The 15,682-nt window shown below is 67.3% G+C and carries 14 protein-coding genes; 4 read left to right on the top strand and 10 right to left on the bottom strand.

The genetic code is table 11. The features are described from left to right. Positions 1–16 precede the first annotated feature (16 nt). Both Q9Q79_RS18405 and Q9Q79_RS18410 read right to left on the bottom strand, forming a co-directional pair. A complete protein-coding gene (locus Q9Q79_RS18405) occupies positions 17–1,768 on the bottom strand; it encodes a bifunctional alpha/beta hydrolase/class I SAM-dependent methyltransferase (protein ID WP_201863917.1) in 1,752 nt (583 codons plus the stop codon). Between the two features lie 34 nt (positions 1,769–1,802). Then, positions 1,803–2,420: a CDP-alcohol phosphatidyltransferase family protein gene (locus Q9Q79_RS18410; protein WP_049403521.1), complete on the bottom strand. Its 618-nt coding sequence runs from the start codon at positions 2,418–2,420 to the stop codon at positions 1,803–1,805. A 223-nt stretch (positions 2,421–2,643) separates the two neighbouring features. On the opposite strand from Q9Q79_RS18410, the gene purH reads away from it, so the two are divergent. Together purH and purD are read left to right on the top strand one after the other, a co-directional pair. Continuing rightward, positions 2,644–4,227: a bifunctional phosphoribosylaminoimidazolecarboxamide formyltransferase/IMP cyclohydrolase gene (gene purH / locus Q9Q79_RS18415; protein WP_005414659.1), complete on the top strand. Its 1,584-nt coding sequence runs from the start codon at positions 2,644–2,646 to the stop codon at positions 4,225–4,227. A gap of 61 nt (positions 4,228–4,288) precedes the next feature. Next, positions 4,289–5,572, top strand: coding sequence for a phosphoribosylamine--glycine ligase (gene purD, locus Q9Q79_RS18420; RefSeq protein WP_201863919.1), 1,284 nt, complete (start codon positions 4,289–4,291; stop codon positions 5,570–5,572). Positions 5,573–5,650: 78 nt separating this feature from the next. On the opposite strand, the gene Q9Q79_RS18425 is transcribed toward purD, so the two are convergent. From Q9Q79_RS18425 to rhlB, 8 genes are all read right to left on the bottom strand, one after another. Continuing rightward, positions 5,651–5,983, bottom strand: a complete 333-nt coding sequence (locus tag Q9Q79_RS18425) for a DNA-binding transcriptional regulator (protein WP_005414661.1) — start codon at positions 5,981–5,983, stop codon at positions 5,651–5,653. Then, positions 5,967–6,350, bottom strand: coding sequence for a type II toxin-antitoxin system RelE/ParE family toxin (locus tag Q9Q79_RS18430; protein WP_033834072.1), 384 nt, complete (start codon positions 6,348–6,350; stop codon positions 5,967–5,969). Before Q9Q79_RS18430 ends, Q9Q79_RS18425 begins: the two co-directional genes overlap by 17 nt. 174 nt (positions 6,351–6,524) lie before the next feature. Further along, positions 6,525–7,400 (bottom strand): RNA polymerase sigma factor RpoH, encoded by an 876-nt coding sequence (gene rpoH, locus Q9Q79_RS18435; protein ID WP_005411269.1) that lies wholly within the window; start codon positions 7,398–7,400, stop codon positions 6,525–6,527. A gap of 278 nt (positions 7,401–7,678) precedes the next feature. Continuing rightward, the gene (ung, locus tag Q9Q79_RS18440; protein ID WP_005414662.1) at positions 7,679–8,392 is read right to left on the bottom strand and encodes a uracil-DNA glycosylase; all 714 of its coding nucleotides are present in this window, start codon (positions 8,390–8,392) and stop codon (positions 7,679–7,681) included. A 9-nt stretch (positions 8,393–8,401) separates the two neighbouring features. Next, on the bottom strand, positions 8,402–9,244 hold the full coding sequence (locus Q9Q79_RS18445; protein ID WP_005411271.1) for a response regulator: 843 nt from the start codon (positions 9,242–9,244) through the stop codon (positions 8,402–8,404). Positions 9,245–9,251: 7 nt separating this feature from the next. Beyond that, on the bottom strand, positions 9,252–10,199 hold the full coding sequence (gene ftsX / locus Q9Q79_RS18450; protein WP_005414664.1) for a permease-like cell division protein FtsX: 948 nt from the start codon (positions 10,197–10,199) through the stop codon (positions 9,252–9,254). Positions 10,200–10,202: 3 nt separating this feature from the next. Then, on the bottom strand, positions 10,203–10,889 hold the full coding sequence (gene ftsE, locus Q9Q79_RS18455) for a cell division ATP-binding protein FtsE (protein ID WP_005411273.1): 687 nt from the start codon (positions 10,887–10,889) through the stop codon (positions 10,203–10,205). Between the two features lie 177 nt (positions 10,890–11,066). After that, positions 11,067–12,794 carry an ATP-dependent RNA helicase RhlB gene (rhlB, locus tag Q9Q79_RS18460; RefSeq protein WP_062605522.1) on the bottom strand — a complete coding sequence of 576 codons (1,728 nt, stop codon included), beginning with the start codon at positions 12,792–12,794 and terminating at the stop codon, positions 11,067–11,069. A gap of 511 nt (positions 12,795–13,305) precedes the next feature. Between rhlB and trxA the strand changes: the two genes are divergently transcribed. Beyond that, positions 13,306–13,635: a thioredoxin gene (gene trxA / locus Q9Q79_RS18465; protein WP_005411275.1), complete on the top strand. Its 330-nt coding sequence runs from the start codon at positions 13,306–13,308 to the stop codon at positions 13,633–13,635. A 228-nt stretch (positions 13,636–13,863) separates the two neighbouring features. Next, entirely contained in the window at positions 13,864–15,606 is a 1,743-nt protein-coding gene (gene rho, locus Q9Q79_RS18470) for a transcription termination factor Rho (RefSeq protein WP_111151562.1), read from the top strand. Positions 15,607–15,682 lie beyond the last annotated feature (76 nt).

Below are 15,682 nucleotides of genomic sequence, written 5' to 3' on the forward strand. Positions count from 1 at the left end.
GCGGCGAGCGTCGCCATCACGCGGTCCGGCGCGCCAGCGACACGGTGAAGATGCCGAAGTCGTCGATGCGCTGCGCCACCTTCTCGAAACCGGCCAGGCGCACCAGCTCATCCATCTCCTGCTGGGTACGGCGACGCATCACCCACGCCGCGCCACCGCGATGGCTGGTCAAGGCGCGCGCGATGAATTCCAGCTGCGGGTGCCAGGGTTGGCCGGTGTAGGCCAGGTAGCCTCCCGCCGGCACCGTTGCGGCGATACCCTGCAGCGAGCGCAGCACGGCGTCGTTGTCGGGGAACAGTTCGTACAGGCCCGAGACCACCGCCAGTGTCGGTGCTGGATCGACCTTGGCCAGTTGCGCCGGATCGAACGCATCGCCCTGCTCGAAGCGGGCGATGTCGGCCGCACCGAGGCGCTCGATCAACGCTTGGCCCTGGGTCACGTTCAGATCGCTGAAATCACGCAGCACGATACGGTCGGCGCGCTGTTCGCCCTGGCCCAGCGCTTCCAGCACATACCGGCCATGGCCGGCGGCCACGTCCAGCACACGCACCGGCGTGCCCTGCCCGCGCAGGCGCTGGGCAGCGTCGCGCAGCAGTTCCTGCAGGTGCTGGCCGCGCACGCGGATGCCACGCCAGCCGATTGCATCCAGGTAGTTGCGATCGACCATCCGCCCCAATGGGCCCTTGCCGCGCGCCTCATTCCGGTAGATGTAGTCCAGCGTGCTACCGGAATCGAAACCGGTCCGCAGGCCCAGCGCGATGCCTTCGGACAGCGTGCCGCCGAAGCGCAGGCCGCCACGCACCACGCGCCAGCGCAGGTCGGCCAGGCTGTTGCGCTCCGGTGGCCAGGCCAGGATCTCGGATTCTTCGAAGGTTGGCCCGTGACGGTGCGCGTCGCGCCGTGACAGCTCGCGCAGCGGCTCGGCAAAACGCGCCTGGATGAAGCTGCGGATGCGCGCCAGTGCTGGTGCACGATCGCGCTCGCCCAGCGTGTCGTGGAAGAAGCCCGGCAGATGCACACGCTCCTTGATCGGGCTGGACAGGCGCTCGTAGAAGCGGTCCTGCGGGCCACGGTGCACGACGAAATCCGAGCCGGACACCAGCAGCTGCACCGGTACGCTGATTGCCTGCGCATCGGCCACGATGCGGTCGGCCGCCTCGTACAGGCCCAGCAGCACGCGCACCGAAATCGGCCGGGTGATCAGCGGGTCGGTGCGATAGCTTTCCACCCGCGCCGGGTCATGGGTCAGCCACTGCGGCTTGACGTAGCTGTTGACGAAGAAGTTGCCACGCAGCTTCTGCATCAAGGCCAGGCCCGGCCGCGCGAACGGCACGTACAGCTTCACCTTGAACGCCGGCGAGGCCATGACCAGCGCGCGCAGGCGTGGTGCGTAGTCGTGCACCCAGGTGGCGGCGACCACCGCCCCTACGCTCTGCGCGATCACCACGATGGCTTCCACCGCAATGCCGTGCTCGGCGCCGATGTGGGCGATGAAACTGTCCAGATCACGCACCAGCGCCGGGAAGCCCGGTGCATCGCCCCGTGCGCCCGGCGAACGGCCATTGCCGCGCGCGTCCCAGGCGAAGAAGGCGGTGTCGGGCAGGTCCAGCTCATCGACCAGGTGGGTGACCCGGCCGGAGTGCTCATGGCCGCGGTGCAGCAGCACGATGGCCTTGGTGGCCGGCGTTGCGGTGGTGCCCGCCCAGTACCGGTAGAACAGCGGTACCTGGTCGAAGCTGTGGAATTCCCGTTCCTGCGCCTGACGCATGCAATCTCCTGATTGTCTTCTTGTATCTGCTTGATTAATTCGGCGAAACCGCTGCTTCCCGCAGTCCCCGACGGACGCGGTTGACCATCGTCAGCACGCACAGCACCGCCATGACCGCGGCCACGCCAGTGACCGTCATCGCGCCAACCCACTCGAACGCCAGCAGCAGGCCCAGCGCACCGATCACGAACGCGCGGTCGCTCTTGCCCATCGGGCCGTCATAGCGGCGGCTGGCCCCGACCATCAGCCCCAGCACCCCGGCGTACTCGCTCAGGGCCGCGGTCCAGGCCAGCAGCCACAGCGCTTCCGGGCGCACGCCCGGCACGCTGAGCAGGCTCAGGTACAGCGCCGCATCGGCAACCACATCGCACAGCTCGTTCAGATAGGCGCCCAGCCGCGACTGCTGGCCGAACTCGCGGGCCAGCATGCCGTCCACGGCGTTGAGCGCCATGCGCAGCAGCATCCACAGTGGCAGCAGCAGGTACAGCAGGGGCTGCGCCGGCGCGCAGCACCACACGGCCGCAGCCACCAGCAGCGAGACCACGGCAGCGGCCATGGTCACCGTGTTGGCGGTGATCCCCCTGCGGTACAGGCCGCGTACGGCCGGACGCAACAGGTCCTGGAAACGTCCTTTCAATGCATAGATCGACATGATCCGTACCCGCTGATCCTTGGCAGTGCGGGCACAGCCTACCCCATCGTTGGCAGATTCCGGCAACCCTGCTCTGGTCCGCAGGCCAGCCCACGGATCGGGCCGGATCGGTGTGCCCGACCCGGCCTTGCGTCGATCGCCACGGCAAATTACCCCTTCCAGCGCCCGCCACCGGCCCCCACCGCCTACAATATCGGCCCCGCTCCGCTGCCGATTCTGTCCCATGACTGCTGATCTGTTGCCCGTCCGCCGGGCCCTCCTCTCCGTTTCCGACAAGACCGGTCTGGTCGAGCTGGCCACTGCGCTGGCGGCACGCGGCGTGGAGCTGCTGTCCACCGGCGGCACCGCCAAGGCGATCCGCGATGCGGGCCTGGCCGTGAAGGACGTGGCCGACGTCACCGGTTTCCCGGAAATGATGGACGGCCGGGTCAAGACCCTGCACCCGATGGTGCACGGCGGCCTGCTGGGCCGTTCGGGCCTGGATGATGCGGTGATGGCCGAACACGGCATCGGTGCCATCGACCTGCTGGTGCTGAACCTGTACCCGTTCGAATCTGTCACCGCCAAGGCCGACTGCACCCTGGCCGACGCGGTCGAGAACATCGACATCGGCGGCCCGGCCATGCTGCGTTCGGCGGCCAAGAACTTCGCCCGCGTGGCGGTGGCCACCGACCCGTCGCAGTACGCCGAACTGCTGGCCTCGCTGGCGGCCAACGACGGCCAACTGTCGGCCGCCACCCGCTTCGCGTTCTCGGTGGCCGCGTTCAACCGCGTCGCCCAATACGATGCGGCGATCAGCAACTACCTGTCGGCGGTCACCGCCACCGACGCCGCCGTGCCGGTGCGTGCCGAGTACCCGGCACAGATGAACTCCACCTTCGTGAAGGTGATGGATCTGCGCTACGGCGAGAACCCGCACCAGAGCGGCGCGTTCTACCGCGACCTGTACCCGGTGCCGGGCACGCTGGCCACCTTCCAGCAGCTGCAGGGCAAGGAACTGAGCTACAACAACCTGGCCGATGCCGACGCGGCGTGGGAATGCGTGCGCCAGTTCGATGCACCGGCCTGCGTCATCGTCAAGCACGCCAACCCGTGTGGCGTGGCCGTCGGTGCCGGCAACGGCGATGCCTACGAGCTGGCCTACGCCACCGACCCGACCAGCGCCTTCGGCGGCATCATCGCCTTCAACAAGCCGCTGGACGCCGCCACTGCCAAGGTGATCCTGGACCGCCAGTTCGTGGAAGTGCTGATTGCCCCGGACTACGAGCCGGCCGCGCTGGAATACGCGCAGAAGAAGGCCAACGTGCGCGTGCTGCGCATCCCGCACGGCGACGGCCTGAACAACTTCGACAGCAAGCGCGTGGGCTCGGGCCTGCTGCTGCAGTCCTCGGACAACCGCGGCATGACCCGCGACGAGCTGAAGGTGGTCAGCAAGCTGGCGCCGACCGACAAGCAGTTCACCGACCTGCTGTTCGCCTGGAAGGTGGCCAAGTTCGTGAAGTCCAACGCGATTGTGTACGCCAAGGACAACCGCACGATTGGCGTGGGCGCCGGCCAGATGAGCCGCGTGTACTCGGCCCGCATCGCCGGCATCAAGGCGGCCGATGCGAACTTGGTGGTCGAGGGTTCGGTGATGGCTTCCGATGCGTTCTTCCCGTTCCGCGACGGCATCGACGCCGCTGCTGCCGCCGGCATCAAGGCGGTCATCCAGCCGGGCGGTTCGATGCGCGATGCCGAAGTGATCGCCGCCGCCGACGAACATGGCCTGGCGATGGTGTTCACCGGCGTGCGCCACTTCCGCCACTGATCCGCATCACGAAGCCGGGCCCTGCCCGGCTTTTCTCTTCCGTACCCGAGAACCCTGTCCCATGAAGATCCTCGTCATCGGCTCTGGCGGCCGCGAACACGCCCTGGCATGGAAGCTGGCCCAGTCCTCCCATGTCACCGAAGTGATCGTGGCACCCGGCAACGCCGGCACCGCCAGCGAAGACAAGTGCCGCAACGTGGCGGTGAAAGTCACCGACATCGACGGTCTGCTGGCGCTGGCCCAGGCTGAAGGCGTGGCACTGACCGTGGTCGGCCCTGAAGTACCGCTGGTGGCTGGCGTGGTAGACCGCTTCCGCGCCGCCGGCCTGCGCATCTTCGGGCCGACCGCCGCCGCCGCGCAGCTGGAAGGCAGCAAGGCCTACGCCAAGGACTTCCTGGCCCGCCACAACATCCCCACCGCGTTCTACGCCGTGCACACCGACGTGGACGCCGCCCTGGCCTACATCCGCGAGAAGGGCGCGCCGATCGTGGTCAAGGCCGATGGCCTGGCCGCCGGCAAGGGCGTGATCGTGGCGATGACCCTGGCCGAAGCCGAGGACGCGGTACGTGACATGCTCTCGGGCAACGCGTTCGGCGATGCCGGTGCGCGCGTGGTCATCGAGGAGTTCCTCGACGGCGAGGAAGCCAGCTTCATTTCGATGGTGGACGGCGTGCATGCGCTGCCGATGGCCACCTCGCAGGACCACAAGCGCGTCGGCGACGGCGATACCGGCCCGAACACCGGCGGCATGGGCGCCTATTCGCCGGCCCCGGTGGTGACGCCGGAGGTGCATGCACGGGTGATGCGCGAGGTGGTGAACCCCACCGTGCAGGGCATGATCGCCGACGGCATCCCGTTCACCGGCTTCCTCTACGCCGGCCTGATGATCGATGCCAGTGGCGCGCCGAAGGTGATCGAATTCAACGTGCGCTTTGGCGACCCGGAAACGCAGCCAGTGATGCTGCGCCTGCAGTCGGACCTGGTCGAGCTGGTGGAAGCGGCCATCGATGGCCGCCTGGACCAGGTCGAAGCGCAGTGGGACGTGCGCCCGTCGCTGGGCGTGGTGCTGGCGGCCAGGCCGTACCCGGAAGCGCCGATCACCGGTGACGTGATTTCCGGCCTGGACGACGTGCCGGCCAGTGCCAAGGTGTTCCATGCGGGGACTGCATTGGACGCGCAGGGCCACGTGGTCAGTGCCGGCGGTCGCGTGCTGTGCGTGGCCGCAATGGGCGACAGCGTGCGCGACGCGCAGGCCAATGCCTATGCCGGCGTGGCCAAGGTGACCTGGGCCAACGAGTTCCACCGCAACGACATCGGCTGGCGCGCGATCGCACGCGAGGGGTGAGGCACACCCCCGCTTCCATGCATGGCGCGGATTGAATACCACGGTAAAGCAAAGGCCCGGCATTGCCGGGCCTTTGCTTTACAGGACTGCTTCGAGACCCTTCCGATCAATCAGGTTCAAAAGCTTCAGCGACGGCCCGCTCGGCTTCTTCTCGCCCTGTTCCCAGCTACGGACCGTCGAAACGCTGGTGTTGAGCACACCTGCGAACACCGGCTGGCTAAGTTCCAACGACGTGCGAAGTGCACGGATCTGGGCGCTGCTGTATTCGGGCACAGGCTCCAGACAAAGCGCCTCGTACATGCTCATGCGCCGCTTGTCGATGAAGCCGCTGGCGTAAAGGCCCGCCGCGCCTTCATGCACCGCATCGAGGATCGCACTCTTTGCGCGTCTATGTTCAACCGTCTTTGTCATGGCAAATCTCCTGCAGTTCTCCGCAGATAACTGCCCTGTCCAACTGTGCAGGGCTCATTCTCAAGAACTCAGACGCATACAGCTGAAGGGCATCCCGTTCCGCACTACTGATGGTCGCGCGCGCGTTCTTCTCGTAGCAGAAGAGAAAGAACCAGTAGCGCCCCACCTTGGTTGCGACAATAACGCGGGCGCTACCGCGCTTTCCGCGGCCCGGCAGCGCAACTCGCTTTTTGAGAAGGCCGCCCCCTATGTCTGCATCAATCAGTCCTTGACGCATTTCCACCACCGCGCGGCACAAGGCTCTATCGGTCAGTGAAGAACGTCGTGTACTGCGGTTGAAGCTTCGAGTGCGGAAGACACGTGACATGATCATACCGTGCCACCGAGTGGTACGGCGTGAAAATCAGCGTCCAGCGCATGCTGCGGTCGGCGCGGTTACCGCCCTGGCGTCAGGATTGATCCACGCATGCGTGGATGCGCTCCAAAAACAAAAAGGCCCGGCATCACCGCCGGGCCTTTCTTCATTCCAACGCCTTCCCGCTTACGCGGTGAACAGCGCCTTCATCTTCTTCAGCGCGTTCGCCTCAACCTGGCGGATGCGCTCGGCCGACACGCCGTACTCGTCGGCCAGTTCCTGCAGCGTCACCTTGCTGTCGGCGTCCAGCCAGCGACGGCGGATGATGTCGCGCGAGCGGGCATCCAGTTCGGCCAGGCCTTCGCGCAGCAGCTGCATCTGGTTGTCTTCGCTGTCCTCGCGCTCGTAGGCCATCGACGGGTCTTCGTCATCGGCAACCAGGAACGCAGCCGGCGACGGCGGTGCGTGTTCGTTGTCCTCGTCGGTCGGCGCATCGAAACCGATATCGCGGCCGGACAGGCGCGACTCCATTTCCATGACTTCGCGCTCGGACACGTTCAGGTCCTTGGCCACCGCGCTCACTTCCGCCGCGTTCATCCAGCCCAGGCGCGTCTTCGACTTGCGCAGGTTGAAGAACAGCTTGCGCTGCGCCTTGGTGGTGGCCACCTTCACGATGCGCCAGTTCTTCAGGATGAACTCGTGCATCTCTGCACGGATCCAGTGCACGGCGAAGGAGACCAGGCGCACGCCCATGTCCGGGTCGAAGCGCTTGACCGCCTTCATCAGGCCGATGTTGCCTTCCTGGATCAGATCGCCCAGGGCAAGGCCGTAGCCGTTGTAACCGCGGGCCACATGCACCACGAAGCGCAGGTGCGAGTGCACCAGCTCGCGGGCGGCGTCCAGATCGTTGCCGTCGCGGAAGCGACGGGCCAGGTCCTGTTCGTCATCGACCGACAGCACCGGGATCTGGTGCACGGCACCGATGTAGGCGTCCAGCGAACCGAGCGCACTGGGAATCGGGAGATTGTTTGCCACAAGGGCAGTAGAGGTGTTCTGGCTCATAGGCACCCATCTTAGCAGTCCGGGATTTGGACTGCTAAAGGAGGAAAAAGTTCCAGCATCCTATTGATGCAACACTGGTCCCAAACAGAGCCCTACCGTAACGCGATTTGATGACAGTGGCGAGCGCGCTTTTCGGGATTCACAATCCCTTGGAATTCAAGCAATTACCTGCCGGAAGCCGGCCGATTCCGGTCAAGCGGAGCTGAACGGGCCGTTCTGGAGGCCCATTCAGGCCAGGGAACGTTGTCCGGCGTTCAGGCCCGGCCGCCAGCCGGCGCTCAGAGCACCGAGCGCGGCGGCAGCGACCAGTCGATCGGGGCCTGGCCGCGACGCTGCAGGTACTCGTTGGCCATCGAGAAATGGCGGCAGCCGAGGAAGCCACGATGGGCCGACAGCGGCGACGGATGCGGGGCCTTCAGAACGCGATGGCGACGGGTATCAATGACCTTGCCCTTCTGCTGCGCGTAGGCACCCCAGAGCATGAACACCAAGCCTTCGCGTTCGCGGTTGAGCACGTCCACCACGTGATCGGTGAAGCCTTCCCAGCCGCGGCCCTGGTGTGCGCCGGCCTTGCCCTCCTCCACCGTCAGCACGGCATTGAGCAGCAGCACGCCGCGCTGCGCCCATGGGATCAGGCAGCCGTGGTCCGGGCGCGGGATACCGAGATCGCTCTCGATCTCCTTGTAGATGTTCAGCAGCGACGGCGGCACCGGCACGCCCGGCGGCACCGAGAAACTCAGGCCATGCGCCTGGCCACGGCCGTGGTACGGGTCCTGGCCGAGGATCACCACCTTCACCTGCTCGAATGGCGTGGCGTCGAATGCGGCGAAGATCTGCGGGCCGGGCGGGAATACCGCCGCGCCACTGGCCTTGCGCTGGCGCAGGAAGCCGGACAGCTCGCGCATCTGCGGCTGCAGGAGGTAATCGCCGACATGCTGCTTCCAGCTCGGTTCCAGCTGGATCGTCGGGGTGTCCGCTACTTCATCAATCATTGCACCACTTCATCGAATCAGGGGTCCATCGTTCAACCGGGCCAGGCGCAGCTGGAACAGCACCTTGGTGACCAGCAGCCGTTCTTCGATCGGCTTGAGTACCAGGTCGTTGGCGCCGGACTGCAGCAGCCCGGTCTGGTTGTGCGGGTTGCCGTCGCCGGTCATCACCAGCACCGGCAGGCGGCGCTTGCCGTAGCCGAAGTCCACGCGCACGCGCTGCACCACGTCGCGGCCGCTCAGTTCCCCCTTCAGGGTGACGTCGGTCAGCACCAGGTCGATGCGGTGGCGGCTGCGGCCCAGCGACTCGGCGGTGAGCAGGGTGAACGCCTCTTCGGCGCTGACCACGTGCAGCACGTTCAACTGCTGGCGTTCGAGCATGCGCTTGGTGGCCTCGGCCACCACGCGGCTGTCCTCGATGTAGAGGATGGTCGCGCCGGGAATGGTCTGCGGCTGCACATAGCCGCGGATGAAGGTCGCCAGCGCCTCGTGGCCCAGCGCCTTGTCGAAATAGTCGGTGACGTACTCGGTGAAGCGACGCTGCTCCAGATGCTGCTGGGCATCGCCGGACACCACGATCACCGGCACGTAGGCCTGGCCGGCCGCTTCGCGGACCATCCGCGCCAGCGCCAGGCCGTCGCCATCACGCAGGGTCAGCGAGGTGGTCACCAGGTCCACCGGGCCCTGCGCCAGCGCCTGCTGCGCATCCTCGATGCTGTCGCAGCCGATCACCTCCACGCCCGGCAGGTCGCGCTGCAGGACGTCGGCGATCAGCTTGCGGACCAGCTTCGAGCCATCGACCACCATCACCCGCGTCGCGGGCCCTTCAAGGTGCTTCAGCGCTTGCGGTTGCATGCCGGTCTCAGGTGTCGGTCGGTCGGGTCTGGCGCAGGAAGTGGCCGGTGACCAGCCACGCGCCCAGCCAGCCCAGCAGCAGCGTGCCGAGCAGGACCAGGCCACCGTGCAGCAGGTCCAGGCCGTGCAGCACGAACGGGCTGCCGTAGCTGCGCGAGAGTTCGGCCAGCGGCACGCGCAGTGCGGCACCGGCGGCGCCGATCAGCGCCAGCGCAACCGCGCCGGCGCCCAGGCCATACCACGCACCCAGGTACAGGAACGGGCGGCGGATGAAGCCATCACTGGCGCCGAGCAGCTGCAGCACGCCGATCTCTTCGCGGCGGGCCTGGATGTCCAGGCGCACGGTGTTGCCGACCACCAGCGCGGCACCGACGCCGAGCAGGACCGACAGCACCTGCACCAGCCGCGCGCCGAACGCCAGCCAGGCATCCAGGCGCTGGCGCCACAGTGCATCGTGCTGCACCAGGTCGGCCTCGGGCAGGCTCTCCAGCGCGCGTGCCAGGCGCGCGTCGTCCTTGCCCTGGCCGGGAGTGATCACCAGCAGCGAGGGCAGCGGGTTGTCATTGAGTGCGTCGATCGCCTCGCCGAGGCCGGCGTCGCGCAGTTCCTGCAGGCCCTGCTCGGGCGTGCGCACGTTCACTTCGGCCACGTCGTCGCGGTCGCGCAGCTGGCCGGCCAGGCGCAGCGCGCCGGGGCCATCGACGTTGCCCTTCAGGAACACATTGATGTCGCGCGACTGCTGCACGCTGCCGGCGAACTGCTTGAGGTTGTCCAGCGCGATCGACAGGCCCAGCGGCAGGGCCAGCGCCAGCGCCATGACCATCACCGTCAGCAGGGTCGCCCACGGCTTGCGGCAGGCACGGCCGAGGCTGAACACCACGCTGTGCGCGTGGTGCTGGAACCAGACGCCCACGCGCGAGGGGGCGGCGGCTTCGCTGTTTTCGTTCTTCGCCATGGGTTACTCCGCCAGATCCTGCGGCGAGATGTCATCCACCAGCCGGCCGTGGTCGAGGATCAGCACGCGCTTGCGCATGCGGCGCAGCAGCGGCAGGTCGTGGCTGACCACCAGCACGCTGGTGCCGCGCGCGGGCAGCTCGGCGAACAGAGCCATGATCTCCGCCGCCAGGGTCGGGTCGAGGTTGCCGGTCGGTTCATCGGCCACCAGCAGCTTGGGCTCACCGACGATGGCGCGGGCGATGCCAACGCGCTGCTGCTCACCGGCCGACAGCTGCGAGGGCAGCGCCTTCTCGCGGTGGCCCAGGCCCATCCGTTCCAGCACCGAGCGCACGCGCTTGCTGATGTCGCCACGGCGGGTGCCGCGCAGGATCAGCGGCAGCGCCACGTTCTCGGCGATCGAGCGGTCCATCAGCAGGCGGTGGTCCTGGTAGACCGCACCCACCGCGCGACGGTGGCGGGGCACATCGCCGCCACGCACCTTCAGCAGGTTGCGCTCGTCGAACACCACCGCGCCACGGCTGGGCCGCTCGTCCAGATGGATCAACTTGAGCAGGGTGCTTTTGCCCGCACCGGAATGGCCGGTGACGAACAGCATCTCGCCCGGCGCGACCTCGAAGCTGACATCGGTCAGTGCCTCGTGGCCACCGGCGTACTGTTTGCTGACATTGTCGAAGCGCAGGACACTCATGCCCCGATTATGCAGGACCGGCGCGACGTCGTGGAGACGGTCACACGAGCGGTAGTGCCGGCCGCTGGCCGGCAACCCACACAACTGCCAGCCAGGGTGGGTGCCGACCGTTGGTCGGCACGCCCTTGAAGCCACCCGACCAACGGTCGGGTGCTACCCGCTGATCGGCAGCGCCGATCAGTTACCCGACAGCATCCGGCGGATCTTGCGGCCGATGCGGGTCAGGAACGAATCGCCGGTATCAGCAGCCGTGCGCACCGGCTTGGCCACCACCTGCACCGGCGTGACCGGGCTGGCGCCATTGCCGGCGGCGTTCTGCACGCCCTCGGCACCTTCGACCGGACGACCGTGGCGACGGCGGCGGCGCTTGCGCGGCTTGTGCTCGCCGTCCGCCGCACCTTCCAGTGCGCCTTCGGCGCGCGGGGGGCGCGGCGGACGCGGGGCCTGGGCAGCGGCGCCTTCGGCACCGGCGGCCGGCGCGGCAGCGCCCTGCTCGCCTTCCGCGCGTGGCTTGCGCGGGCCACGCGAACGGCGTTCGCCGCTGCGCTCACCGTCACGGCCACCACGGCCACCACCACCACCGCCGGAACGGCCGCCACTGCGGCCACCGCCCCGACGCTCTTCCTCGGCGGCGCGGGCTTCGCGCGCTTCGCGGAAGATCTGGCCGACGCTTTCGTTGTCCTCGCCTTCCTCGCCTGCCGCCGGAGCCGGGCGTTCCGGGCGCGGCAGCGGGGTCAGCAGTTCCTTGGTGACCGGCTCGGACGGAATCTTCTGCTCGATATAGGCCTCGATGTCCGGCAGGCCCATGGCGTAGCGCTCGCAGGCGAAGCTGATGGCGTCGCCCTCTTCACCCAGGCGCGCGGTGCGGCCGATGCGATGCACGTAGTCTTCGGCGTCGAACGGCAGGTCGTAGTTGTAGACGTACTTGATGCCGTCGATGTGCAGGCCGCGCGCAGCCACGTCGGTGGCCACCAGGATTTCCAGCTGGCCCTTCTGGAAGCGGTTGAGCAGGCTCTCGCGCTTCTTCTGCGGCACATCACCGGACAGCACGCCGACACGGTAGCCGGCCTTTTCCAGCGAACGCGCCACGCGCTCGACGAACACCTTGGTGTTGACGAAGACCATGGTGCGCGCGCCTTCGCTGCGCGAAAGCAGGCCCAGCAGCAGCGGGATCTTCTCATCGTCGGCCGGGAAGTAGATGCGCTGGCGCACGCGCGCGGCGGTGATGGTCTCGGCTTCGACCACCAGCTTCTGCGGCTCGTTCATGTGCTCGTAGGCCAGCTCCAGCACGCGGTGGCTGAGGGTGGCACTGAACAGCAGGGTCTGGCGGGTGGTGCGCTCCGGCATGCGGCGCAGCAGGAAGCGGATGTCCTTGATGAAGCCCAGGTCGAACATGCGGTCGGCTTCGTCCAGCACGCAGATCTCGCAGGCGTGCAGCGACACCACCTTGTGCTGCTTGACGTAGTCGATCAGGCGGCCCGGGGTGGCGATGATCACGTCCACGCCCTGCTGCAGCAGCTCGCGCTGCTTGTCGTAATCCACGCCGCCATAGACCAGGGCGAAGCGCAGGCCCAGGTCGGAACCGAACTTCACCGCATCCTTGTGGATCTGGATGGCCAGCTCGCGGGTCGGGGCGAGGATCAGCGCGCGCGGATCTTCCGGCTTGCGATCGGCCAGCGCCGGACGCGTCAGCAGGCGGTTCACGACAGCGACCAGGAAGGCCAGGGTCTTGCCGGTGCCGGTCTGGGCCTGGCCGGCAACATCACCGCCGGGCAGCGCGACCGGCAGGGTCAGCGCCTGGATCGGGGTGCAGCGGGTGAATCCGGCTCCTTCAAGGCCGGCCTGCAGGGCCGGGTGCAGCTCGAAGGAGGAAAAGGTCAAATCGGTCAGCGGTTTGTCGCTCATGAGTCCGTCTTGGTATGGCCGCCGGCCCGTGGGGCGGCTGGCACTTCATCGTCTAGGGGCACCGTCGCAAACTGCGGCCCCTGCGGCGGGTTGGCAGGCTGGGACCACCCGGTCCGCGCGCCGCACAATGGCCCAGTTTAACGCACTCGGGCCGGCAAACCGGAATGCCCCGTCTCACCGGATGGAGAGACGGCGCGCCTTCATCCAGCCACACGGGACTTGAACGACCCCGCCGGTCCCGCTGGTGTCGCCCGCTGCCACCCCCATCTTCGGGAAGACAGTGAAATCCGACACATACCGGGCTTCGAAGCGATCACGATACGCTGGGTTCCAGCCGGCGCCTGTCCCCGCCCTGCGATAGGGGTACACTGCCGGCCGTGAGCGTCCAGGCATCCCGCCGAACGCACCGCGGCAGTGCGCCGCGAGGCAACGACGAGGGTCGCGCCACCGGGCATGGCCCAGTTCACCCACCTCCGGCATGGCCGGGTGCAATCCAAGACGAGAAACCAAGATGAGCGACAAGGTTGTACATGTCGGCGACGCCGACTTTGATAGCGCAGTGCTGAATTCCAAGGAACCGGTGCTGGTCGATTTCTGGGCCGAATGGTGTGGCCCGTGCAAGATGATCGCCCCGGCGCTGGACGAACTGGCCGATGCCTACCAGGGCCGCGCCAAGATCGCCAAGGTCAACGTCGACCACAATCGTGCGCTGGCCGCCAAGTACCACGTGCGTTCGATCCCGTACCTGGTCGTGTTCAAGGACGGCGAGAAGGTCGGCGAGCAGATCGGTGCGGTGGGCAAGGCCCAGCTGGCCGGCCTGCTGGACAAGGCCCTGGCCTGATCCTGCTGTTTTCCGGCAGCCGCCACCCGCGGCTGCCGGCGGACGCCCTGCGTCCATGATGAATGCTGTTCCCGGCAGCCCTTGCACGGCGCCGCAGGCCGATGATAGTGTCGGCACATCCGGCCGCGTTCGCGTGCCGCACCCTCTGGACGCAGTTTCTTCCAGACCCATTCCCAACGTTCGCCGCCCCAGCCGGGCGCTCGCACCTTCAAGCGAGGAATAACGCTCTTGTCCGATAACACTTCCGAAACCGGCAGCGCCGATGCGCCCGCCGAAAAGCGCGTGCGCAAGCCCCGCGTGAGCAAGGCCGCCGCCCCGGCAGCCGCCGAAACCAGCGCCGCTCCGGCGCAGCCGACCCTGCCGCTGGCCGCCGCGCCCGAGGCACCGGCCCCCGCCCCCGCACCGAGCGCGCCCGCCGCCGAGGCCCCTGCCAGCAGTGGCGGTGGCGAAGGTGGTGAGGGTCGCGAATCCGGCCAGCCGCGGCAGCAGAACCACCAGGGCGGTGGCCAGAACCAGGGCCAGAACCCGTACAACCAGAACGGCCAGCAGGGCCAGGGAGGCCAGGGCAACCGCCGTGACCGCTTCCGCAACCGCCGCGACCGTGACCGCAACAACAACCGCTTCCGCGACGACGGCATGCCCAACGACGGCGGCGAGCAGCAGCCCTTCGTGCCGCGTCCGCACGCCAACGTGCCGGAAGGCTTCCCGGTCTATTCGCTGAGCGACCTCAAGCGCATGCCGGCACAGAAGCTGCTGGAAATCGCCGAGCAGCTGCAGATCTCCGAAGGCGTGGCACGCGCCCGCAAGCAGGATGTGATCTTCGCCCTGCTGAAGGTGCTGACCCGCCATGGTGACGGCGTCGCCGCCGACGGCGTGCTGGAAATCCTGCCGGACGGCTTCGGCTTCCTGCGCGCGGCCGAAGCCAGCTACCTGGCCGGCCCGGACGACACCTATATCTCGCCCAGCCAGATCCGCCGCTTCAACCTGCGCACCGGCGACCACATCTCCGGCCGCATCCGCTTCCCGAAGGACGGCGAGCGCTACTTCGCGCTGAACATCGTCGACACCATCAACGGCGAGCCGATCGAAGCGTCGAAGAACAAGGTGCTGTTCGAGAACCTGACCGCCCTGTTCCCGCGCCGCCGCTTCACCCTGGAGCGCGGCAACGGTTCGTCGGAAGACATCACCGGCCGCATCCTCGACCTGATGGCGCCGCAGGGCAAGGGCCAGCGCTCGCTCATCGTGTCGCAGCCGAAGGCCGGCAAGACCATGATGATGCAGCAGGTCGCCACCGCCATCACCACCAACCACCCGGACGTGCACCTGATCGTGCTGCTGATCGACGAGCGCCCGGAAGAAGTGACCGAAATGCAGCGCACCGTGCGCGGCGAGGTCATCAGCTCGACCTTCGACGAACCGGCCGCGCGCCACGTGCAGGTGGCCGAAATGGTCATCGAGCGCGCCAAGCGCCTGGTCGAGCACAAGAAGGACGTGGTGATCCTGCTCGACTCGATCACCCGCCTGGCCCGCGCGTACAACAACGTGGTGCCGAGCTCGGGCAAGGTGCTGACCGGTGGCGTGGACGCCAACGCCCTGCACCGCCCGAAGCGCTTCTTCGGTGCCGCGCGCAACGTGGAAGAAGGCGGCAGCCTGACCATCATCGCCACCGCGCTGGTCGACACCGGCTCGAAGATGGACGAGGTGATCTACGAAGAGTTCAAGGGCACCGGCAACAGCGAAGTGCACCTGAGCCGTCGCATCGCTGAAAAGCGCGTGTTCCCGGCGATCGACATCAACCGTTCCGGCACCCGCCGCGAAGACCTGCTGATCGAGCCGGAACTGCTGCAGAAGATCTGGATCCTGCGCAAGCTGCTGCATCCGATGGATGAAATGGCCGCGATGGAGTTCCTGCTGGACAAGATGAAGAACACCAAGTCCAACGACGAGTTCTTCGGTTCGATGAAGCGCTGATCCACGGCATTGCATCGAAAAGAACCTGCCGCTCGCTGCGGCAGGTTTTTTTTTACCTGCAGGGCGACCCACTTCA

This window comes from Stenotrophomonas sp. a6 (assembly GCF_030913325.1).
Lineage (GTDB): Bacteria > Pseudomonadota > Gammaproteobacteria > Xanthomonadales > Xanthomonadaceae > Stenotrophomonas > Stenotrophomonas maltophilia.

Coding starts and splice junctions, on each gene's coding strand:
- rhlB (WP_062605522.1), bottom strand. CDS start 12,794: ATGAGCGACAAACCGCTGACCGATTTGACCTTTTCCTCCTTCGAGCTG.
- Q9Q79_RS18430 (WP_033834072.1), bottom strand. CDS start 6,350: ATGTCACGTGTCTTCCGCACTCGAAGCTTCAACCGCAGTACACGACGT.
- Q9Q79_RS18425 (WP_005414661.1), bottom strand. CDS start 5,983: ATGACAAAGACGGTTGAACATAGACGCGCAAAGAGTGCGATCCTCGAT.
- trxA (WP_005411275.1), top strand. CDS start 13,306: ATGAGCGACAAGGTTGTACATGTCGGCGACGCCGACTTTGATAGCGCA.
- purH (WP_005414659.1), top strand. CDS start 2,644: ATGACTGCTGATCTGTTGCCCGTCCGCCGGGCCCTCCTCTCCGTTTCC.
- purD (WP_201863919.1), top strand. CDS start 4,289: ATGAAGATCCTCGTCATCGGCTCTGGCGGCCGCGAACACGCCCTGGCA.
- ung (WP_005414662.1), bottom strand. CDS start 8,392: ATGATTGATGAAGTAGCGGACACCCCGACGATCCAGCTGGAACCGAGC.
- ftsX (WP_005414664.1), bottom strand. CDS start 10,199: ATGGCGAAGAACGAAAACAGCGAAGCCGCCGCCCCCTCGCGCGTGGGC.
- rpoH (WP_005411269.1), bottom strand. CDS start 7,400: ATGAGCCAGAACACCTCTACTGCCCTTGTGGCAAACAATCTCCCGATT.
- Q9Q79_RS18410 (WP_049403521.1), bottom strand. CDS start 2,420: ATGTCGATCTATGCATTGAAAGGACGTTTCCAGGACCTGTTGCGTCCG.
- Q9Q79_RS18445 (WP_005411271.1), bottom strand. CDS start 9,244: ATGCAACCGCAAGCGCTGAAGCACCTTGAAGGGCCCGCGACGCGGGTG.
- ftsE (WP_005411273.1), bottom strand. CDS start 10,889: ATGAGTGTCCTGCGCTTCGACAATGTCAGCAAACAGTACGCCGGTGGC.
- Q9Q79_RS18405 (WP_201863917.1), bottom strand. CDS start 1,768: ATGCGTCAGGCGCAGGAACGGGAATTCCACAGCTTCGACCAGGTACCG.